General features: G+C 70.1%; 17 protein-coding genes and 2 pseudogenes. 11 read left to right on the forward strand and 8 right to left on the reverse strand.

Annotated features, from left to right (window positions below; translation table 11 throughout):
- Nucleotides 1–293, reverse strand: a pseudogene (locus GXP76_RS22110) (hypothetical protein); the annotation flags it as partial.
- Between the two features lie 137 nt (nt 294–430).
- Between GXP76_RS22110 and GXP76_RS22115 the strand changes: the two are divergent.
- The 4 genes from GXP76_RS22115 (at nt 431) to glnA (ending at nt 3,297) form a co-directional block, all read left to right on the forward strand.
- A complete protein-coding gene (locus tag GXP76_RS22115) occupies nt 431–958 on the forward strand; it encodes a MarR family winged helix-turn-helix transcriptional regulator (protein ID WP_242573315.1) in 528 nt (175 codons plus the stop codon).
- A 66-nt stretch (nt 959–1,024) separates the two neighbouring features.
- Nucleotides 1,025–1,354 (forward strand): helix-turn-helix transcriptional regulator, encoded by a 330-nt coding sequence (locus tag GXP76_RS22120; RefSeq protein WP_242573316.1) that lies wholly within the window; start codon nt 1,025–1,027, stop codon nt 1,352–1,354.
- On the forward strand, nt 1,351–1,737 hold the full coding sequence (locus GXP76_RS22125) for a VOC family protein (RefSeq protein ID WP_242573317.1): 387 nt from the start codon (nt 1,351–1,353) through the stop codon (nt 1,735–1,737). The genes GXP76_RS22120 and GXP76_RS22125 overlap by 4 nt, the downstream gene beginning before the upstream one ends.
- Nucleotides 1,738–1,935: 198 nt before the next feature.
- The gene (gene glnA / locus GXP76_RS22130) at nt 1,936–3,297 is read left to right on the forward strand and encodes a type I glutamate--ammonia ligase (RefSeq protein ID WP_078077637.1); all 1,362 of its coding nucleotides are present in this window, start codon (nt 1,936–1,938) and stop codon (nt 3,295–3,297) included.
- A gap of 27 nt (nt 3,298–3,324) precedes the next feature.
- On the opposite strand, the gene GXP76_RS22135 is transcribed toward glnA, so the two are convergent.
- From GXP76_RS22135 to GXP76_RS22155, 5 genes are all read right to left on the reverse strand, one after another.
- A complete protein-coding gene (locus tag GXP76_RS22135; protein WP_242573318.1) occupies nt 3,325–4,020 on the reverse strand; it encodes an NUDIX hydrolase in 696 nt (231 codons plus the stop codon).
- A 6-nt stretch (nt 4,021–4,026) separates the two neighbouring features.
- Entirely contained in the window at nt 4,027–5,553 is a 1,527-nt protein-coding gene (locus GXP76_RS22140; protein WP_242573319.1) for a hypothetical protein, read from the reverse strand.
- Nucleotides 5,554–5,645: 92 nt separating this feature from the next.
- Nucleotides 5,646–6,404: a sulfite exporter TauE/SafE family protein gene (locus tag GXP76_RS22145; protein ID WP_242573320.1), complete on the reverse strand. Its 759-nt coding sequence runs from the start codon at nt 6,402–6,404 to the stop codon at nt 5,646–5,648.
- Between the two features lie 38 nt (nt 6,405–6,442).
- On the reverse strand, nt 6,443–6,838 hold the full coding sequence (locus GXP76_RS22150) for a hypothetical protein (protein WP_242573321.1): 396 nt from the start codon (nt 6,836–6,838) through the stop codon (nt 6,443–6,445).
- Between the two features lie 133 nt (nt 6,839–6,971).
- Nucleotides 6,972–7,484: a pyridoxamine 5'-phosphate oxidase family protein gene (locus tag GXP76_RS22155; protein WP_242573322.1), complete on the reverse strand. Its 513-nt coding sequence runs from the start codon at nt 7,482–7,484 to the stop codon at nt 6,972–6,974.
- A gap of 199 nt (nt 7,485–7,683) precedes the next feature.
- Here GXP76_RS22155 and GXP76_RS22160 point away from each other — a divergent pair, with 199 nt between their 5' ends.
- Nucleotides 7,684–10,773 carry a bifunctional [glutamine synthetase] adenylyltransferase/[glutamine synthetase]-adenylyl-L-tyrosine phosphorylase gene (locus tag GXP76_RS22160; protein ID WP_242573323.1) on the forward strand — a complete coding sequence of 1,030 codons (3,090 nt, stop codon included), beginning with the start codon at nt 7,684–7,686 and terminating at the stop codon, nt 10,771–10,773.
- Here the strand turns inward: GXP76_RS22160 and GXP76_RS22165 are convergent.
- Together GXP76_RS22165 and GXP76_RS22170 are read right to left on the reverse strand one after the other, a co-directional pair.
- Nucleotides 10,758–11,870: a phosphatase PAP2 family protein gene (locus GXP76_RS22165; RefSeq protein ID WP_242573324.1), complete on the reverse strand. Its 1,113-nt coding sequence runs from the start codon at nt 11,868–11,870 to the stop codon at nt 10,758–10,760. The two genes, GXP76_RS22160 and GXP76_RS22165, sit on opposite strands and share 16 nt — an antisense overlap.
- Before the next feature lie 74 nt (nt 11,871–11,944).
- Nucleotides 11,945–13,024 carry a LacI family DNA-binding transcriptional regulator gene (locus tag GXP76_RS22170; protein ID WP_242573325.1) on the reverse strand — a complete coding sequence of 360 codons (1,080 nt, stop codon included), beginning with the start codon at nt 13,022–13,024 and terminating at the stop codon, nt 11,945–11,947.
- Nucleotides 13,025–13,407: 383 nt separating this feature from the next.
- Here GXP76_RS22170 and GXP76_RS22175 point away from each other — a divergent pair, with 383 nt between their 5' ends.
- From GXP76_RS22175 to GXP76_RS22200, 6 genes and pseudogenes are all read left to right on the forward strand, one after another.
- Nucleotides 13,408–14,682 carry an extracellular solute-binding protein gene (locus tag GXP76_RS22175; protein WP_242573326.1) on the forward strand — a complete coding sequence of 425 codons (1,275 nt, stop codon included), beginning with the start codon at nt 13,408–13,410 and terminating at the stop codon, nt 14,680–14,682.
- Nucleotides 14,683–14,715: 33 nt separating this feature from the next.
- A complete protein-coding gene (locus tag GXP76_RS22180) occupies nt 14,716–15,729 on the forward strand; it encodes a carbohydrate ABC transporter permease (protein WP_242573327.1) in 1,014 nt (337 codons plus the stop codon).
- 5 nt (nt 15,730–15,734) lie between these two features.
- Nucleotides 15,735–16,625 (forward strand): sugar ABC transporter permease, encoded by an 891-nt coding sequence (locus tag GXP76_RS22185; RefSeq protein ID WP_242573330.1) that lies wholly within the window; start codon nt 15,735–15,737, stop codon nt 16,623–16,625.
- Nucleotides 16,609–18,294, forward strand: a pseudogene (locus tag GXP76_RS22190) (glycoside hydrolase family 13 protein); the annotation flags it as partial. The gene GXP76_RS22185 and the pseudogene GXP76_RS22190, both read left to right, overlap by 17 nt.
- Complete coding sequence (locus tag GXP76_RS22195) at nt 18,279–19,340, forward strand: LacI family DNA-binding transcriptional regulator (protein ID WP_242573328.1); 1,062 nt, start codon at nt 18,279–18,281, stop codon at nt 19,338–19,340. The pseudogene GXP76_RS22190 and the gene GXP76_RS22195, both read left to right, overlap by 16 nt.
- A gap of 393 nt (nt 19,341–19,733) precedes the next feature.
- Nucleotides 19,734–21,387, forward strand: a 1,654-nt coding sequence (locus tag GXP76_RS22200; protein WP_242573329.1) for a carbohydrate-binding module family 20 domain-containing protein, incomplete at its 3' end; no start/stop codon positions are given.

The following is a 21,387-nucleotide window of genomic DNA, read 5'->3' on the forward strand; positions in this document are numbered from 1 at the left end:
AGCACGGCGGGGCTGAGGTGGGGGATGAAGCGGCAGTTGCTCCGGTCGTACGGGCAGGTGTACTCGGCCGCGGCGGGACCGGCGGCCTCCACATCCGTACGGAGGGTGATGCCGGGGCTCGTCGTGCGCGCCGTGTGCGGTGCCGCCGCGCTTTCCGCCGCCCGTACGGTCGAGGACCGCGTGTCGTGCGCGTCGGCGGGGCCCAGGCAGACGTAGAGCGCGGCGAGCAGCGTCACCACGGCGCTGACCAAGGCCGTGGGACGCGCGTCGCGTATGTGCCGTCGTCCCCCCATGGGCGCAGATCGTAGTCCGTACAGGTGGCCGAGCAGGAGGGCGCGGCGGGTTCCGAGTCCGGAACGTGGCTGTGGCGGTGGTGACCGCGGAGGCTACGGAGAGGGTCGGCGCGGGCTCCGGCGCGGTACAAAGAGGCATGGCCGACCCTCCGGAACCCTTGCCGAGCGAGCCCGACGTCGACGACGTCACCCGGGCCGTGCTGATCGCCTCACGGCTGCTCGTGGCCGTCTCCGTCCGTTCTCTGGCCACCGTCCAGGACAGGGTCACGCTGCCCCAGTTCCGGCTGCTGAAGGTCCTCTCGGCCCAGGGCGGCGCCAAGCTCGTGTCGGTCGCGGAGCGGCTGGGGGTCAATCCCTCCACCGCGATGCGGATGGTCGACCGGCTCATCACCGCCGGGCTCGCCGAGCGCGGGATCAACCCCGGCAACCGGCGCGAGACGGTGCTCCGGCTCACGGAGGAGGGCCGGACGCTCGTGGCGGATGTCTCGGCGGCGCGCCGCCGGGAGATCACCTCGATCGTCCAGCGGCTGGCCCCCGAGCAGCGTACGGCGCTCGTGGAGGCCCTCACGGCGTTCACGGAGGCGGGCGGGGAGCGGCCCATGCCGGGCGACGACGGGGAGCCGTACCCCCTGGGCTGGTCGGACTCGGCGGCCCCGCTCCACTGACGGCCGGCGATCGGTACATCGGCACCCCGCTTGATAGGCAAGAAATTACTTGCCTATAGTGGCGGGGTGCCCGATGATGTGTTCAAGGCCCTGGCCGACCCGACCCGCCGCACGATTCTCGACGAACTGGCCGAGCGCGACGGACAGACGCTCTTCGAGATCTGCGGCCGGCTGCTGACCAGACACGGCCTCAACCTGTCCCGGCAGGGCGTCTCGCAGCATCTGGCGCTCCTCGAGGCCGCCGGTCTCGTCGCGACGCGGCGCGACGGCCGCTACAAGTTCCACCACCTGGACACCGGGCCGCTGGAACATCTCACCGACCGCTGGCTCGCACCCGCGAGCCGCTCCGGGACCCTCCCCGGTCCCGCACCCGAACCACCAGGAGAGACCTCATGAAGATCAATCTGGCCGGCGTCTTCGTCGACGATCAGGCCGAGGCGCTGCGCTTCTACACCGAGGTGCTCGGCTTCCGGAAGAAGCACGACGTCCCGGTGGGCGAGGACCGCTGGATCACCGTCGTGTCCCCGGCCGACCCCGACGGCACCGAGCTGCTGCTCGAACCGTCCGGACACCCGGCCGTGAAGCCCTTCAGGGACGCGCTCGTCGCGGACGGCATCCCGTACACCTCCTTCGCCGTCGAGGACGTCCACGCCGAGTTCGCGCGCCTCCAGGGACTCGGTGTGCGCTTCACCCAGGAGCCGGTCGACATGGGTCCGGTGACCGTCGCCGTGTTCGACGACACCTGCGGCAATCTGATCCAGATCGCCCACACCGCCTGAGCCGCCGGCCGCCCTCGTACCCCCGTCCGCCACCGGGGCACCCGGACGCGCGCGGCACCGCCCGCGTGTCCGACAATGCTTTAGTACGCCGGTGTGCAACCTTCCGGAAATCCTGTGGTGTCATGCTCGGGTGCCCCGGTGTACTCGGCAGCGTGGGGACAGGCGGCCTGACCGGCAAGGATGGGTAGGACAGCAGACATGGACAAGCAGCAGGAATTCGTGCTCCGTACGCTTGAGGAACGCGACATCCGCTTCGTACGCCTGTGGTTCACCGATGTGCTCGGCTTCCTCAAGTCGGTCGCCGTCGCCCCCGCCGAGCTGGAACAGGCATTCGACGAGGGCATCGGCTTCGACGGCTCGGCGATCGAGGGCTTCGCGCGGGTGTATGAGTCCGACATGATCGCCAAGCCCGATCCGGGGACCTTCCAGATCCTGCCGTGGCGCGCGGAGGCCCCGGGCACCGCGCGGATGTTCTGCGACATCCTGATGCCCGACGGCTCCCCGTCGTTCGCGGACCCCCGCTACGTCCTCAAGAGGATGCTCGCCAAGACCTCGGACCTCGGCTTCACCTTCTACACCCACCCCGAGATCGAGTTCTTCCTCCTGAAGGACAAGCCGGTCGACGGCACCCGCCCCACCCCCGCCGACAGCTCCGGCTACTTCGACCACACCCCGCAGAACGTCGGCATGGACTTCCGCCGCCAGGCGATCACCATGCTCGAATCCATGGGCATCTCCGTGGAGTTCAGCCACCACGAGGGCGCCCCCGGCCAGCAGGAGATCGACCTGCGGTACGCCGACGCGCTCTCCACGGCCGACAACGTCATGACCTTCCGCCTCGTCATGAAGCAGGTCGCGCTGGAACAGGGCGTCCACGCGTCCTTCATGCCGAAGCCGTTCAGCGAGTACCCGGGCTCCGGCATGCACACCCACCTCTCCCTCTTCGAGGGGGACCGCAACGCGTTCTACGAGTCGGGCGCCGAGTACCAGCTCTCCAAGGTCGGCCGGTCTTTCATCGCCGGGCTTCTGCGGCACGCCGCCGAGATCTCGGCCGTCACCAACCAGTGGGTCAACTCCTACAAGCGCATCTGGGGCGGCTCCACCCGCACCGCGGGCTCGGGCGGCGAGGCCCCCTCGTACATCTGCTGGGGCCACAACAACCGCTCCGCCCTGATCCGCGTCCCGATGTACAAGCCCGGCAAGACCGGCTCCGCGCGCGTGGAGGTCCGCTCCATCGACTCCGGCGCGAACCCCTACCTCACCTACGCGGTACTGCTGGCCGCCGGCCTCAAGGGCATCGAGGAGGGCTACGAACTCCCGGCCGGCGCCGACGACGACGTCTGGGCCCTGTCCGACGCCGAACGCCGCGCGATGGGCATCGAGCCGCTGCCCCAGAACCTCGGCGAGGCGATCTCCCTGATGGAGCGCAGCGAACTGGTCGCCGAGACGCTGGGCGAGCACGTCTTCGACTTCTTCCTCCGCAACAAGAAGCGCGAGTGGGAGGAGTACCGCTCCGAGGTCACGGCCTTCGAGCTGAAGGCCCTGCTGCCGGTGCTGTAGCCCCCGTCCGGACCGTACGCGGGGCCCTCAAGGGGCCGGGTGCTGCCCGGCCTTGGGGAACAGCCCCGCCAGGCGGGCGTGGGTGAGAGCGGCGATGGTGAAGCCGTCGGTGATCTCGCCCCGCCCGATCAGTTCCTCGGCCCGGAGCGGGGGCATGACGACGGCCCGCCGGATGCCCTCCGCGGTGTCCAGTGCCCCGACCGCCGGGATACGGGCCGCGTACAGCTCGGCATGACCGCCGAGCAGCCCGGTGTCCGAGTGGACCCTGCCGAGCGGGATCAGTTCGCCCGGTTGGACACCCAACTCCTCGCGCAGTTCGCGGATCGCGTTCTCCGGCGCCGTCGACCCCGGTTCGCCCATGCCGCGGGGCGCCTCCAGGTGCCAGGCCCGGGTCGCGTGCCGGTAGTGCTCGACCAGGACGACGCCGGGGCCGTCCGGGCCGCCGTCGATCAGCGGCAGGATCACCACCCCGGGGGTGTCCACGGCGGGCAGGACGCGCGTGTAGAGGCCCAGAGCGCCGCCGGGGAAGCGGACGGCGTCCCGAACCAGCGTGATGTACGGATCGTGGTACACCACGCCGACCGGTTCACCGGATCCGACGCTGTCGCGGGCCGCCTCGATGTCGGCAGGGTCGAAGAGGATCTCGATGCCGTCCGGAACGTTGGCGAACATCTGCGGGTGGGCGCGGCGCAGTTCGTCGTAGGTAGGAGCGGGGCGTTTCATGACGCGTCAGTACTCCGGTACTTCGTCGGTCTCCTGGATGGTGGTGGAACTGTTGGCGGACGGGGACCCGCCGTCCTCCGTATACCCCGGCAGCCGGCGGGCCAGTTCGTGGAACCGGGCCCATTCCTGTTCGGTGTCCAGCCGTACGGAGGCGATCTCGCGGGCGAATTTCTGCTCCCGTTTCCCGGCCACCCGGTTGCGCAGGACCAACTGCACGGAACCGCCGCGCGATCCCGTCGCGGCGGCTCCCACACTCGCGGCGACGGCCCAGGTCTCATCACCGGTCACCGCCGTGAACACGGCTCCGCCGATGGTGAGGACGACCTCGACGACGGGCGACCAGATGTTCGGCTCGACCGCGGTCCCGCGACTGGCCGCGGCGACCTTGACGATCTCCGAATTGAGCCGGACGTACCGGTCGAAGACGTCGCCGACATTGTCGTGGAAAGCCGCCGGATCGCCCGTCAGCGACGTGAACGCCTCGATGTAGCGGTGCCAGGCGCCGCTCTGTCTGAGCCGCCAGATGTCTTCGAGGCTCAGGGTGTCGATCGCCGAGGGAGTGAGCCGGTCCTGGACGGTGGAGAACGCCTGCCGCTGGAGGAATTTCACCAATTGCTCGGGGTCCCGGATGATTCCGTCGGCCGGGCCGGTGCGGACGTCCCGCCACTCCTGGAGCGCAACCCGGCGCAGACTGCCGGTCGGGGTGAGCGGATACATGCCCAGCGCGTCGGCGAGATTCACGTTGTAGACGAGGTCCAGCAATTGCTTGATCTCGGCGGCGAAAGGCTTTCCGGCGTCGTACCGGCCCTCGGTGACGGGCGTGCCGTCCACGCACACGAATTTCTGGTACAGCAGATTACGGGTGACGGCGGCGTCACGGATGCGTTCGTGGTTGCTGTGGTCGACGACCTCGCCGATCTTCTCGGCGAATTCGGTGATCCTCTCGTCCGGTACACCCACCTGGGAGGCGAGCAGCGGAATGTCCTTGGCGGTCAGTGCCTGAACCCTGGCGGCGAACGGATTGATCAGGGCCGATTTGGCGTCCCTGGCGTTCTCCTGGTCGTTCCAGGACATGCGCAGGCAGGTCACCCGCTCCGTGGCCGGCATCTCCGCGAGAGTGTCGCGCCAGGCGTCGAAAGCGTCCTCGTCCACATCCATCCGCGGGCGGTCGGTGGGCTCACGCTCGCCGAGCAGGAACGGGACGAGAGCGCCGTCGGCCAATAACTTCTGATGGGCCCGCCGGGCCTCCCCGCCCTCGGACAGGTCGCGGCTCATCGCGGGGTTGTTGTAGAAGAAGACGCGGTTCACCACTATTTGCCGGGTGTTGATCAGGCTGCGGAAGTATTCGGCGCGCACCTGGTCGTTCCGCTGGTCCTGAACATCGCTGAGGGACTTGCCCTTCGCGATCATCCGCCGGGTCAGGTCGGCGCCGACCCACTGATTGTCCAGTGACTGCGCCACGACCGCCCCGGGATCGAGATCCTCCGGACGTATGCGGGTCAGTCTCTCTGCGCCGGTCTGGTCTTCGTTCATCGTCCGTCCCCCCACTCAGTGCCTGACGAGCACTGAAAGATCTGATCACGGACGGGGCCGGTATGTCTCGCGGAGACGGTGAATGCGGGCGGTCAGCGCAGGAGGAGTTGGAGGCCGCCCAGGATCGTCGCGCCGATCACCAGCCGTTCGAAGACACGTTGGTCGATGCGGTCCACGCACAGCTTGCCGATCAGGGCGCCGGGCAGGACGAAGAGGACGAGCAGCGCGTCCAGCAGCAGCGAGTCGCGGTCGATCAGGCCGAGACCCACGCTGAACGGCACCTTGCTGGTGTTGACGATCAGGAAGAACCACGCGGACGTGCCCAGGAAGCCGAGCTTGCGGAAGCCCGCCGACAGCAGGTAGAGCGACATGACCGGGCCGCCCGCGTTCGCGACCATCGTCGTGAAGCCGCCGAGCACCCCGTACGAGCGGGCCTTGACACGGCCCTTGAGCGACGCCGTCTCCTCCGGGGTGTCCTCCTCCGGCGCGAAACGCCGCCGCCAGATCGTCACCCCCGCCATCAGGAGCAGGATCGAGCCGATCGAGACGCGTACGGCTCCGTCGTCGGCCCACAGCATGAAGGCGGTGCCGGCCACCACACCCCCGGCGACCGCCGGGAACAGCCGCCACAGGGTGGGCCAGTGCGCGTGGCGGCGGTAGGTGAGGACGGCGATCGTGTCGCCGACGATCAGGATCGGCAGGAGTACGCCGGTCGACTCGCGGGCCGGCAGGACGGCGGCGAACACCGCGAGGCTGACCGTGTTGGCACCGCTGACCGCCGTCTTGGAGAAGCCGACGAGGGCGGCCGCCGCGGCGAGCGCGACGAATTCCCACATACTGATCGTGTCCATGGCGGTGACCCATGCTACGACCACGTGTCCAGCCCGCCTCAGGCGAGCCAGCGGGCGCCGTGCCGGTGCCGGGCGGGCGGCACGTCGACGGAGTCCGCCGCGTCGAGCACCAGAACGCCGGTGCCGGGGGCGTCGACCAGCCGGCGCAGCGCGGTGAGGCGGGCGCGCAGGCGCTGCCGGTCGCGGCGTTCGTCGATCGCGGCCCGCGTCGACACGTAGCGGTCGTGGGTGTCCGCGCGCGCCCAGGAGTGGACGTCCACGCTCCGGCGTACGGGCTCCGGCACCGGCCGCCGTGAGGCGCGGGCCGCCCCGGCCAGGGCGCGGGCGCTGTAGCGCAGGTCGTACAGGCGCACGGAACGCCACGGTCGGTGGTCCCCGGCGGCCCCGCCGGTACCGGCGCGGGAGAGGGGAAGGTGGTGTGCGGTGCGTGCCACGCCGGACTCCGTCGGTCACACCGCCAGGGATCTCCTGGCGGAGCTACCTGAATCCGGAGGCTTCCCGTGAACGGCTGTGGCTCATGGGGGAGATGCTACCGACCGGCACCGCCGGGGGACCGGGGACCGGCTGTCAGGAGAACCGCCAGCGGGTCTGGCCGTACGGGGACTTGGCGAAGCCGAAGACCGTGCGGGGGGTGACGCCGAAGACCAGGGCCGCGCCATGGGGGTCCGCGAACGCGCCGTCCCGCACCTCGAAGCGCCAGTCCGAGCCGTACTTGCACTCCCACAGGGCGGCCAGTTCGCGCAGCCGCGCCTCGTCGCTCTCGCGTACCGCCTCGCCCTCGATCACGATGTCGTGGCCCTCGTCGAGCGCGTTCGTGCCGGTGGTCAGGACGACCTCGCGGTTCCCGTTCAGATTCAGGACCTTGCGCTCCCGTTCGCCCGAGGAGAAGTACAGCGTGTCCCGCTGCCAGACCGCCAGCAGCGGGGTGACATGGGGGCGGCCGTCGGGACGAACGGTCGACAGCCAGAAGACCTCCGCCTCCCTCAGCCGGGTCACCGCGTCGGCCCAGTCGCCCGGGGCGGCCCTCGGGTCGCTGTAGCGGCTGTCCAGGTGGGTGCTGGACGGTTCCTTGTGCGCCATGGCGCGGTCCCTTCGGGAAAAGGCTCTGCGGCCGTGAACGGGAGTACGCTCACGACCCTTCCGCACGTGGTGACCGTCCGCGACGCGAAGACTCATCGGCCGAGGTCACGATCCGACCCCGGGGGAGTGCCCCGGTCCCCCGGGGCCGCCGGAGGACTAGGCTCGGGCCCGGACCTTGATCGGACGGACGAAAGGCCGAATGACGGTGCAGGGACGCAGGAGCAGTACCTTCACCCGCCTGCTCCGGCACGGCTTCACCGACCCCTCCGCGGCCGAGCGGCTGCTCGACGTCGACGAGATGGCGTCCGTACGGGCCGATCCCGTCCTTCTCGACGCCCTCGGCGCCACCGCCGACCCCGATCTGGCCCTTCGCGGGCTCGTCCGGCTGGCCGAGGCGCACGAGGCCGACGACCGGCACCGGCTGCTGGACACGCTGCTCGCGGCGAAGCCGCTGCGGGACAGGCTGCTGGGTGTGCTCGGGGCGTCCGAGGCGCTCGGTGACCATCTGGCCAGACACCCCGCCGACTGGCAGGTCCTCGTCACCTACGAGTCGGCCGATCTGCACCCCGGCGTCGCCGAGTTCGAGGCCGGTCTCGCCGAGGCCCACGACGTCGACTCGCTGCGCGTCGCCTACCGCCGCTGTCTGCTCTCCCTCGCCGCCCGCGACGTCTGCGGGACGACCGACGTCGCCCAGACCGCCGCCGAACTGGCCGACCTGGCGATCGCCACGCTGCGGGCCGCGCTCGCCATCGCCCGCGCCGCCGCGCCCGAGGACGCGGCGGCGTGCCGCCTCGCGGTCGTGGCGCTCGGCAAGTGCGGCGGCAACGAGCTGAACTACGTCTCCGACGTCGACGTCATCTTCGTCGGCGAGCCCGCCCACTCCGCCGCGCACGAGCGGGGCGGCTCCGAGGACGGCGAAGCCGACACCGCGAACACCGAGGCCAGGGCCGTCCAGGCGGCCACCCGGCTGGCCGCCCACATGATGCGGATCTGCTCCGAGACGACCGCCGAGGGCACCATCTGGCCCGTCGACGCCAATCTGCGCCCCGAGGGCCGCAACGGCCCGCTGGTACGCACCCTCTCCAGCCATCTCGCCTACTACCAGCGCTGGGCCAAGACCTGGGAGTTCCAGGCCCTGCTCAAGGCCCGTGCCGTCGCCGGTGACATCGCGCTCGGCAAGGAGTACGTGGAAGCCGTCTCGCCCATGGTCTGGCAGGCCGCCGACCGCGAGAACTTCGTGCCCGACGTGCAGAAGATGCGCCGCCGGGTCGTCGACAACATTCCCGTCGGCCAGATCGACCGTGAACTCAAGCTCGGCCCCGGCGGGCTGCGGGACGTCGAATTCGCCGTACAGCTCCTCCAGTTGGTCCACGGCCGCAGCGACGCCTCGCTCCGCAGCGGCAGCACGCTCGTCGCCCTGCGGGCGCTGGCGGCCGGCGGCTACGTCGGCAGGGCCGACGCGGCGCAGCTCGACGAGGCGTACCGCTTCCTGCGCTCCATGGAGCACCACATCCAGCTGTTCCGGCTGCGGCGCACGCATCTGGTGCCCGACGACGACGCCGATCTCCGCCGCCTCGGCCGCTCCCTCGGGCTGCGCACCGAACCGGTCTCCGAGCTCAACAGGGCCTGGCGGCGGCACGCTTCGGTGGTGCGGCGGCTGCACGAGAAGATCTTCTACCGGCCGCTGCTCGACGCCGTCGCCCAGCTCGCCCCCGGCGAGATCAGGCTCAGCACGAAGGCGGCGGGCCAGCGACTGGAGGCCCTCGGTTACGCGGACCCGGTGGCCGCGCTCCGGCACCTGGAGGCGCTGTCGTCCGGTGTGAGCCGCAAGGCCGCCATCCAACGGACGCTGCTGCCCGTGCTGTTGGGCTGGTTCGCGGACTCCGCCGACCCCGACGCCGGTCTGCTGGGCTTCCGCAAGGTGTCCGACGCGCTCGGCAAGACCCCCTGGTACCTGCGGCTGCTCAGGGACGAGGGGGCCGCGGCGGAGAATCTGGCCCGGGTGCTGTCCGCCGGACGGCTCGCCCCCGACCTGCTGCTGCGCGCCCCGGAGGCGGTGGCCATCCTCGGCGACCCGGGCGGGCTGAAACCGCGCGGCGTCACGCATCTGGAGCAGGAGGTGCTGGCCGCCGTCGGACGGGCGGAGACCGCGGAGATCGCCGTCGCCGTCACCCGCGGGGTCCGCCGCCGCGAGCTGTTCCGGACCGCGGCGGCCGACATCATCGGCAGTTACGGCACCGAGGAGAACCCCGCGGAGGAGGACCCCGGCGAACTGGTCGACCGGGTCGGCAGGGCCGTCACCGACCTCAACTCCGCCACCCTGTCGGGTGCGTTGCGCGCCGCCGTGCGCCAGACCTGGGGCGACACCCTCCCTGCCAGATTCGCGGTCATCGGCATGGGCCGCTTCGGCGGCCACGAGCAGGGCTACGGCTCCGACGCCGACGTCCTGTTCGTGTACGAGCCGCGCGAGGGCGTCAGCGAGCAGGAGGCGTCACGCGCCGCGACCACCGTCGTCTCCGAGATGCGCAGACTCCTCCAACTGCCCACGACCGACCCGCCGTTGATGATCGACGCCGATCTCAGGCCGGAGGGCAAGACCGGCCCCCTGGTCCGCACCCTCGGCTCCTACGCCGCCTACTACCGCCGCTGGTCGCTGGGCTGGGAGAGCCAGGCGCTGCTGCGCGCCGAGCCGATGGCGGGCGACGCCGAGCTGGGCCGGGACTTCATCGAGCTGATCGACCCGCTGCGCTATCCCGCCGAGGGCCTGAGCGAGGCGGCCGTACGGGAGATCCGCCGGCTCAAGGCGCGGATGGAGACCGAGCGGCTGCCGCGCGGCGCCGACCCCACCCTGCACACCAAACTGGGCCGGGGCGGTCTCTCGGACGTCGAGTGGACGGTGCAGCTGATCCAGATGCAGCACGCCTGGCACGTGCCGGGCCTGCGCACGACCCGTACACGCGAGGCCCTGGCCGCCGCCCACGCGGCGGGCCTGCTCTCCGCGGAGCACGCGCAGATCCTCGACGAGGCATGGGTCCTGGCGACGCGGGTGCGCAACGGCGTGATGCTCGTACGCGGCAGAGCGGGCGACACCTTCCCCTCGGACGGCCGTGAACTGGCCGCGATGGGGCGGTACTTGGGCTACGGGCCCGGATCGGTGGCGCCCGGCTCCGGTCCGCAGAACGGACACGGCGCACACAGCGGGCACAGCGGCGACATGATCGACGACTACCGACGGACCACCCGACGCGCACGCGCGGTGATGGAGGAGCTGTTCTACGGGGCTGTCTGAGAGGACGGCGCGGCCCGGCCGGGCGGCGGGACCTGAGCCGCCGACGCGGCACGGCCGGGCTGCGCGCTCCTCGGGGACGGCGAACTGCGCGGAGAGGGTGCGGTCGGGGTGGGCGGCGAGCTGGTGCCGGGCGGCGCGGTCCCCGTCGCCGACACGCTCCGCGCGCTCTGGCCGACAGGCTCGCGCCGCGGCCGGGGCGTGGCGGGCTCGCCCGGCGTGCCCGGCCGGCGGAGCCATCGCCGCCTCGGCCGGTCGTCCTCGACCCACCGCGGCAGCTGGTGCGGCAGCGCCCGGTACCAGACGTAGGACACCGTGAACCCGAACGCCAGGCAGATCATGCCGCCCACCGCGTCCAGCCAGAAATGGTTCGCCGTGGCGACGATCACGACCAGTGTGGCCGTCGGGTAGAGCAGCCCGAGGATCTTCGCCCACGGCGCCTTGGCAAGCGCGAAGATGGTCAGCCCGCACCAGAGCGACCAGCCGATGTGCATGGAGGGCATCGCCGCGTACTGGTTCGACATGTTCTTGAAGTTGCCCGAGGCCATCGAACCCCAGGTCTCGTGCATCATCACCGTGTCGATGAAGTTCTGCCCGTTCATCAACCGGGGTGGCGCGAGCGGATACAGATAGTAACCAGCCAGTGCCACCGCGGTGGTCGCGAAGAGGACGAGCCGGCTCGCCGCGTAACGGCCCGGATGTCTGCGGTAGAGCCAGACCAGCACGGCGATCGTGACGATGAAGTGAAGCGTCGCGTAGTAGTAGTTCATCGCGACGACGAGCCATGTCACCGAATTCACGGCGTGGTTGACGGCCTCCTCGAACCCGAGGCCCATCGACCGCTCCAGGTGCCAGATCCAGTCCGCGTTCCGCAGCGCCTCGGCCTTCTGCTCGGGCACCGCGTTGCGGACCAGCGAATAGATCCAGTAACTCACCGCGATCAGCAGGATTTCGAACCAGATACGAGGGCGCCGTGGTGACCGGATCCGGCGCTGCCGACCGGTGCGCGACACCGGGCCGGGCTCGTCGGCCGTCGCACCCGAGGGGGGTGTCGGCGAAGCCTTCGTGCCTTCCGGAATCTTCACGGTCGTTTCACCCATGGAGAGAGAGTCTGCCAGATTTACGCCCTCGACCGATCATCCCTCGGGTGGGTCCTGAGCGCATGCGCTACGTCTCACGGACTAGTACGCGACCCCGACTTCCGGCCGGTTTCCCCGGGGGAATTCCCCAGGGGACCGGGCGCGGGCCCGGAGGCGGTGGAACCGCGAACCACCAGCTCGGGCATGAAGACGAATTCGCTGTGCGGAGCGGGCGTCCCGCCGATCTCCTCCAGCAGCGTGCGCACCGCGGCCTGGCCCATCGACGGCACCGGCTTGCGGATCGTGGTCAGTGGTGGATCGGTGAACGCTATGAGCGGCGAATCGTCGAATCCGACGACGGACACGTCGCGCGGCACGTCCTTGCCGAGCTGTCTGGCGGCCCGGATCGCGCCCAGCGCCATCATGTCGCTCGCGCACACCACCGCCGTACACCCGCGCCCGATGAGCGCCGTCGTCGCCGCCTGGCCGCCCTCCAGCGTGTACAGGGAGTGCTGGATCAGCTCCTCCGTCTCCTCGGGAGTCAGCTGGAGCTGCTCGCGCACGGTGGCGCGGAAACCCTCGATCTTGCGCAGCACCGGCACGAAACGCTTGGGGCCGACCGCGAGACCTATCCGGCGGTGGCCGAGCGAGACGAGATGCGTCACGGCCAGCCGCATCGCCGCCCGGTCGTCGGGCGAGATGAACGGCGCCCTGACCTTCGGCGAGAAACCGTCCACGAGGACGAACGGCACACCCTGGGCACGCAGTTGCTCGTAGCGCTGCATGTCGGCCGAGGTGTCGGCGTGCAGCCCGGAGACGAAGATGATGCCGGAGACGCCGCGGTCGACCAGCATCTCCGTCAGCTCGTCCTCGGTCGAGCCGCCGGGGGTCTGGGTGGCGAGCACCGGGGTGTAGCCCTGGCGCGTCAGTGCCTGGCCGATGACCTGGGCGAGCGCCGGGAAGATGGGGTTCTCCAGCTCGGGCGTGATCAGTCCGACGAGGCCGGCACTGCGCCTGCGCAGCCGTACGGGGCGCTCGTAGCCGAGGACGTCGAGTGCGGCGAGTACGGATTCGCGGGTGGCCGTGGCAACACCCGGTTTGCCGTTCAGTACGCGGCTGACCGTCGCTTCGCTGACCCCCGCCTGGGCTGCGATGTCGGCTAGCCGTGCGGTCATGGAAGTGGACTGTACCGGGCGTGTGCCGGATTGCCCACCATGTGCATGAATCAGCCACCGGTCCCCGGCGGGGCGGTCGGCGCGGGGCGCCTTGCAGAGCCTTGCAGGTCAGTCCGTAGCAAAATCTTGCAACGCCTTGCGGAAGGGCTCCGCCGAAGTGGCTCCGGCGTTCACGGAGCCGGTATCGGCCGACACGTACCGTACTTGCCAGGTCGGGCGCGCTTCGTCAAGAACCCTTGCGGCAACTGTGAGGACACGCCAATGTAACGATCACGGTTGCTTGCAGAAATCTTCCGCAAGCTCTTTCGGCCTTCTTTCATCCTTGTTACCTTCACGTCGACCCGGCGCCGCGACGGAGCGGTACGGCAGTTGAAGGAGTTCAGATGCGACGTGGCATAACGGCCACCGCCCTGATCGCGACCCTGGCGATCGCGGCGACCGCCTGCGGCGGCGACGACGAGTCCACCGGCGGCAAGTCGAGCTCGGGCGAGCTCACCGGAACGGTCACCTGGTGGGACACCTCCACCGTGGGCAGCGAGGACAAGGTCTTCAAGAAGCTCGCCGAGGACTTCGAGGCCAAGCACAAGGGCGTCGACGTCAAGTACGTCAACGTGCCGTTCGGCGAGGCGCAGAACAAGTTCAAGAACGCCGCCCAGTCCGGCTCCGGCGCCCCCGACGTGATCCGCTCCGAAGTCGCGTGGACGCCCGAGTTCGCCGACCTCGGCTACCTCGCGCCGCTGGACGGCACCGCCGCGCTGAAGGACGAGAAGGACTTCGTCCCGCAGGCCGCCGCCTCCACCAAGTACGACGGCAAGACGTACGCGGTCCCGCAGGTCATCGACTCCCTGGGCATCTTCTACAACAAGAAGCTGTTCAAGGACGCGGGCGTCGAAGTCCCCAAGACGATCGACGAGTTGAAGACCGTCTCGAAGACCATCAAGGACAAGACCGGTAAGACCGGCATGTATCTGCGCGGCGACGACGCGTACTGGTTCCTGTCGTTCCTCTACGGCGAGGGCGGCGACCTGGTCGACGCCGAGGGCAAGACCGTCACCGTCGACAGCCCGGCCGGCGTCAAGGCCATGGAGGTCGTGAAGGACCTGGTCGACTCCGGGGCCGCCAAGACCGATGCCACCGACGGCTGGGAGAACATGCAGGCCGCATTCAAGGGCGGCGACGTGGCCATGATGATCAACGGCCCGTGGGCGATCGCCGACACCTACGCCGGACCGCAGTTCAAGGACAAGGCCAACCTGGGCGTCGCCCCGGTGCCCGCAGGCTCGGCCGGCCAGGGCGCCCCGCAGGGCGGCCACAACCTCGGTGTCTACGCGGGCTCCAAGAACCTCGACGCCTCCTACGCGTTCGTCGAGTACATGTCCTCCGCCGAGTCCCAGGCGAAAATCACCACCGAGCTGAACCTGCTGCCGACCCGTACGTCGGTCTACTCCCAGCCGGACGTCGCGAAGAACGAGATCGTCGGCTTCTTCAAGCCGGTCGTCGACAAGGCCATCGAGCGCCCCTGGATCCCGGAGACGGGCAGCCTGTTCGCGCCGCTGGTCACCGAGTACACCAAGGTCCTCACCGGCCAGACGACCCCCGAGAAGGGTGTCGAGGCGACCGGCGACTCCTACCGCAAGCTGCTCAAGGGCTGGAAGTAACACCCACCGACAGGAAGGAAGGCAGGCCGGCTGATGGCTGTCCACACCGGCCAGTCGGTGGCGAAGGCCGCGGGTGACTCGGAAGTCGCCCGCGGCCGGAGCCGCGGCACTGGCAAACCCCCCGGCGGAGTGCGGCGTTCGGTCTCGACGCACTGGTACGCCTGGGCCATGGTCGCCCCCGTGGTGGCCGTGATCGGCGTGATCGTCGGGTACCCGCTGGTCCGCGGCATCTATCTGTCGCTGACCGACGCCAACGAACGCAACGTCGAGCGGAACATCGGCGTCAACCACCTGCCCGCCACCTACGAGTTCGTCGGCCTCGACAACTACGCCGACGCCCTGACGGGTGGTCAGTTCCTGTCCACGCTCGGCTGGACGCTGGTGTGGACGGTCTCCTGCGTCGGCATCACGTTCGCGCTCGGCCTCGGTCTGGCGAACATGCTGAACCGCCGGATCGCGGGCCGCTCCGCCTACCGCATGATGCTCATCCTGCCCTGGGCCGTACCGGGCTTCGTGTCCGTCTTCGCCTGGCGCTTCCTCTACAACGAGGACCGCGGCTTCCTCAACAAGCTGCTCGCCGGCGGCGGCATCGACGCCGTGCCGTGGCTGAACGACCCCACCTGGGCCAAGTTCTCGGTCATCGCCGTGAACATCTGGCTCGGCGTGCCCTTCATGCTCGTGGCCCTGCTCGGCGGACTCCAGTCCATCCCGGGGGAGATGTACGAGGCCGCCGAGATGGACGGCGCGGGCCCCTGGCAGCGCTTCCGGCACATCACCATGCCGGGCCTCAGGTCGGTCAGCACGACCGTGATCCTGCTCAGCACCATCTGGACGTTCAACATGTTCCCGGTGATCTTCCTGCTCACCAGAGGCGGACCCGGCGAGGCCACCCAGATCCTGGTGACCCAGGCGTACAAGTTCTCGTTCGAGATCAGCCCACGCGACTTCGCCCAGTCGTCCACCTGGGGCGTGCTGATCCTCGTACTCCTGATGATCTTCGCCGTGGTCTACCAACGAGTCCTCCGCAAGCAGGGAGATACCTGGTGACCGCCGTGACCGATACGCGCACGAGCACGACCGCCACGTCCGGCCGGCCGGCCCCGGGAGCGGTCCGCCGCCGCGGCGACCGCTCCAGGGCCGCGTCCGTCGGCCTGCACGCCACCCTGATCGTGGCGTCCGTCATCGCGGTCTTCCCCGTGCTGTGGGTGCTGCTCACGTCGCTCAAGCCCGCCGCGTACGCGACGACGACGGACTTCTTCAAAGAGACGACGTTCGAGAACTACACCAAGCTGCTGGACGACACGCCGTTCCTCACCTGGTTCGGCAACTCGCTGCTCATCGCCGGACTCACCACCGTGCTCGGCGTGTTCACCGCCGCCACCACCGGCTACGCCGTCAGCCGCTACCGGTTCCCCGGCAAGCGCGGACTGATGTGGACCCTGCTGATCACGCAGATGTTCCCGATGGCGGTGCTCATCGTGCCGCTGTACAACATCATGTCGAACCTCGGCCTGCTCAACCAGGCCGCCGGACTGGTGATCACGTACCTGACGATCGCCGTGCCGTTCTGCGCCTGGATGATGAAGGGCTTCTTCGACACCATCCCGCGCGAGATCGACGAGTCGGGCATGGTCGACGGGCTGACACCGTTCGGCACCTTCTGGCGGCTGATCCTGCCGCTCGCCAAGCCCGGTCTCGCGGTGACCGCGTTCTACTCCTTTGTCACCGCCTGGGGCGAAGTGGCGTACGCCTCCGCCTTCATGGTCGGCGACGAGAACCTCACCCTCGCGGGCGGTCTGCAGAAGTTCGTCAACCAGTACGGCGCCCAATGGGGTCCGATGACGGCGGCGTCCGTGCTCATCGCGATACCCGCCGCGATCGTCTTCCTCTTCGCGCAGCGCCATCTGGTGACCGGCGTCTCCGCGGGCGCCGTCAAGGGCTGACGACGCCCCGGGCCACCGCTCCGGCTGGTGGCGGGACGCGGTGATCTACCAGGTCTATCCGCGCAGCTTCGCCGACTCCAACGGCGACGGCATGGGCGATCTCGAAGGCGTACGGAGCCGGCTGCCGTACCTGCGCGCACTGGGTGTCGACGCCGTCTGGCTCAGCCCGTTCTACGCCTCGCCGCAGGCCGACGCGGGCTACGACGTCGCCGACTACCGTGCCATCGACCCCATGTTCGGCTCCCTCCTCGACGCGGACGCGCTGATCCGCGACGCGCACGAGATGAACCTGCGGATCATCGTCGACGTGGTGCCCAACCACTCCTCCGACCAGTACGACTGGTTCCGCCGCGCCGTCCAGGACGGTCCCGGATCGGCCCTGCGCGACCGCTACCACTTCCGTCCCGGCAAGGGTGAGAACGGCGAACTGCCGCCCAACGACTGGGAGTCCATCTTCGGCGGACCCGCCTGGACCAGGACCACCGACCCGGACGGCACCCCCGGCGAGTGGTACCTGCACCTCTTCGCGCCCGAGCAGCCCGACTTCAACTGGGACCACCCGGCCGTCGCCGACGAGTTCCGCTCCATCCTGCGCTTCTGGCTCGACATGGGCGTCGACGGCTTCCGCGTCGACGTCGCCCACGGACTCGTCAAGGCCGCGGGTCTCCCCGACATCGGCGCCGGCGGCCAGCTCAAGCTGCTGGGCAATGACGTCATGCCGTTCTTCGACCAGGACGGTGTGCACGAGATCTACCGCAGCTGGCGCACCATCCTCGACGAGTACCCCGGCGAGCGGATCGCCGTCGCCGAGGCATGGACACCCACCGTCGAGCGCACCGCGAACTACGTGCGCCCCGACGAGATGCACCAGGCGTTCAACTTCCAGTATCTGAGCACCTTCTGGGACGCCGCCGCCCTCCGCGACGTCATCGACACCTCGCTCGCCGCGATGCGTCCCGTCGGCGCGCCCACCACCTGGGTGCTCTCCAACCACGACGTCACCCGGCACACCACCCGCTTCGCCCACCCCGTCGCCCTCGGCACCCAGCTCCGGGACGCCGGCGACCGCGAACTGGGCCTGCGCCGCGCCCGCGCGGCGACGCTGCTGATGCTCGCCCTGCCCGGCTCCGCGTACGTCTACCAGGGCGAGGAGCTGGGCCTGCCCGACGTCACCGACCTCCCCGACGAGGCCAGGCAGGACCCCTCGTACTTCCGCGCGGCGGGCCAGGACGGCTTCCGCGACGGCTGCCGGGTCCCCATCCCGTGGACCCGCGAGGGGTGTTCGTTCGGCTTCGGCTCCGGCGGCAGCTGGCTCCCGATGCCGTCCGACTGGGGCGCGCTGAGCGTCGAGGCGCAGACCGGGGTGGAGGGCTCCAGCCTGGAGCTGTACCGCGCGGCCATCGCCGCCCGGCGCGCGCACCCCGGGCTCGGCGCCGGATCGTCCGTCGACTGGCAGGACGCCCCCGAAGGGGTGCTCGTCTTCGCCCGCCCCGGCTTCCTCTGCACGGTCAACACCACCGGCGCTCCCGTCCGCATCCCGGTGCGCGGCAGCCTGCTGCTGGCCAGCGGGCCCGGTACGGTCACCTTCACCGAATCCCACTCCACGGGGACGAACGGCGTCCACGAGGCCGAGCTGCCCGCCGACACCACGGTGTGGTGGACGGTGTGACGCTGCCCCTCCCCAAGATGTCCGGAGCCGGTACGCCACGGCTCTCGGACATCGCGGGACAGGCATCGGTCAGCGAGGCGACGGTCAGCCGGGTGCTCAACGGCAAGCCCGGCGTCGCGGACAGCACACGCCAGCGGGTCCTCGCCGCGCTCGACATCCTGGGGTACGAGCGCCCCGTACGGCTGCGGCAGCGCAGCGCCGGGCTGATCGGTCTGGTGACCCCGGAGCTGATCAACCCGATCTTCCCGGCGTTCGCCCAGGCCGTCGAACAGGTCCTGGCCGGACACGGCTACACCCCGGTCCTGTGCACCCAGCTGCCGGGCGGGGCGACGGAGGACGAACTGGTCGAGCAGCTGGTGGAGCGCGGTGTCGGCGGCATCGTCTTCCTGTCCGGACTGCACGCGGACACCTCGGCCGACCCGTCGCGCTACGCCGCGCTCATCGACCGCGGGGTGCCGTTCGTCATGATCAACGGCTGCAACGACCGCGTCAGCGCGCCGTTCGTGTCCCTGGACGACCGGGCGGCCATGCGGATGGCCGTCGGGCACCTCGCCGATCTGGGGCACCGGCGGATCGGACTGGCGACGGGACCGCTGCGGTACGTGCCCTCGGCGCGCAAGCGCGACGGCTTCATCGACGCGCTGGGCGTCTGCCTGGGGCTCTCGCGCGAGGAGGCCGAGGAGCAGGTGTGCTGCACGCTGTTCAGCGTGGAGGGCGGCCAGGTGGCGGCCGGCGCGCTCCTCGACCGGGGCTGCACGGGCATCGTCTGCGGCAGCGACATGATGGCGCTGGGAGTGGTGCGGGCGGCCCGCGAGCGCGGGCTGCGGGTGCCGCGGGACGTCTCGGTGGTCGGCTTCGACGACTCGCAGCTCATCGCCTTCACCGACCCGCCGCTCACGACGGTCCGCCAGCCGGTACAGGCGATGGCGGGCGCCGCGGTGAGCGCGCTGCTGGAGGAGATCGGGGGAAGTCCCGTGCAGCGTACGGAGTACGTGTTCCAGCCGGAGCTGGTGGTCCGGGGGTCGACGGCGGGTGCCCGGGTCTGAGATCACGGCCGGGGGAGGGGCCTGCCGGGTCGCGCGGCTCGTGGCCGCGCCTGTCCCCGATCGCCGGACGGGCCGGATGTGACCGGCCCGGCCGGCCGGGCGCGTGGGGCCCCGGCGTCGCCGGGACCTCCCGTCCGACCGGACCGGAGTCGGAACGAACGTACCTCGCCGCAATCTCTTGCGGAAGCGCTTGCACGTCATCACTCCGATATTTCACGGGTGTTACCCGGTGTTGTCCAGAGGGTTGACCGGGACCGACAGGGCTCGTACGGTCTGCTCCGCGGCAAGCTTTTGCTTTCTTGCAGCAAGAACATTCAGGAGCCTTGAGGGCAGGGCGCGTTGCCGTGCGAGGCCTCTCCCGTCACCCGCACCTCCCCCCACGCAGGAGGAAACATGGCCCGCAGAGCTCCCGCCCTCGCACTCGCCCTCGTGGCGGGCGCGGCAGCGCTCGTCGCGCCCGGAAGCCCCGCCCAGGCGGCGCCCCCCGGTCAGAAGGACGTCACCGCCGTCCTGTTCGAGTGGCGGTTCGACTCGGTGGCCAAGGCCTGTACCGACAGCCTCGGCCCCGGCGGATTCGGCTACGTCCAGGTGTCCCCGCCCCAGGAGCACATCCAGGGCGGCCAGTGGTGGACCTCGTACCAGCCCGTCAGCTACAAGATCGCCGGCCGGCTCGGCGACCGCGCCGCCTTCCAGTCCATGGTCAACACCTGCCACGCCGCAGGCGTGAAGGTCGTCGCCGACGCCGTCATCAACCACATGTCGGCCGGATCGGGCACCGGCACCGGCGGCACCCCGTACACCAAGTACGAGTACCCCGGCATCTATTCGGGCGCCGACATGGACGACTGCCGCTCGCAGATCAACAACTACGGCGACCGCGGCAACGTGCAGAACTGCGAACTCGTCGGCCTCGCCGACCTCGACACCGGTGAGGACTACGTACGCGGCCGGATCGCCACGTACCTCAACGACCTGCTCTCGCTCGGCGTGGACGGCTTCCGGATCGACGCCGCCAAGCACATGCCGGCCGCCGACCTCGCCAACATCAAGTCCCGGCTGAGCAATCCGGGCGTGTACTGGAAGCAGGAGGCCATCTACGGCGGTGGCGAGGCCGTGTCGCCCGCCGAGTACCTGGGCACCGGAGACGTACAGGAATTCCGCTACGGCCGGAGCCTCAAGCAGGTCTTCCTCAACGAGAACCTGGCCTATCTGAAGAACTTCGGCGAGGGCTGGGGCTTCATGGAGAGCGGCAGGTCCGCCGTCTTCGTGGACAACCACGACACCGAGCGCGGCGGCGACACCCTCAACTACAAGAACGGCGCCGCCTACACGCTGGCCAACGTCTTCATGCTGGCCTACCCCTACGGCTCGCCCGACGTGCACTCCGGCTACGAGTTCAGCGACCACGACGCCGGGCCGCCCAACGGCGGCACCGTGAACGCCTGTTACTCGAACGGCTGGAAGTGCCAGCACGCCTGGCGTGAGATCTCCTCCATGGTCGGCTTCCGCAACGCGGCCCGCGGCCAGGCGGTCACCGACTGGTGGGACAACGGCGGCGACCAGATCGCCTTCGGCCGCGGCTCCAAGGCGTACGTCGCCATCAACTACACCGGCTCCTCGCTCAGCCGTACCTTCCAGACGTCGCTGCCCGCCGGCGACTACTGCGACGTCCAGAGCGGCAACAACGTCACCGTGAACGGCTCGGGCCAGTTCACCGCGACGCTCGGCGCCAACACGGCCGTCGCGCTCCACGCCGGGGCCCGCGGCTGCGGCGGGGGCGGCAACCCGCAGCCCGGCCAGTCCGCGGTGACGTTCGGCGTCAACGCGACCACCCAGCCCGGCCAGAACATCCACGTCACCGGTGACCGCGCCGAACTCGGCAACTGGAACACCGGTGCCGCGCCCAAGCTCGACCCGGCCGCCTACCCCGTGTGGAAGCTGGCCGTGCCGCTGCCGGCCGGTACGTCCTTCGCCTACAAGTACATCCGCAAGGACGCGGCCGGGAACGTGACATGGGAGAGCGGAGCCAACCGCACGGCGACCGTCC

Source organism: Streptomyces sp. NP-1717, assembly GCF_022695985.1.
Taxonomy (GTDB): Bacteria; Actinomycetota; Actinomycetes; order Streptomycetales; family Streptomycetaceae; genus Streptomyces.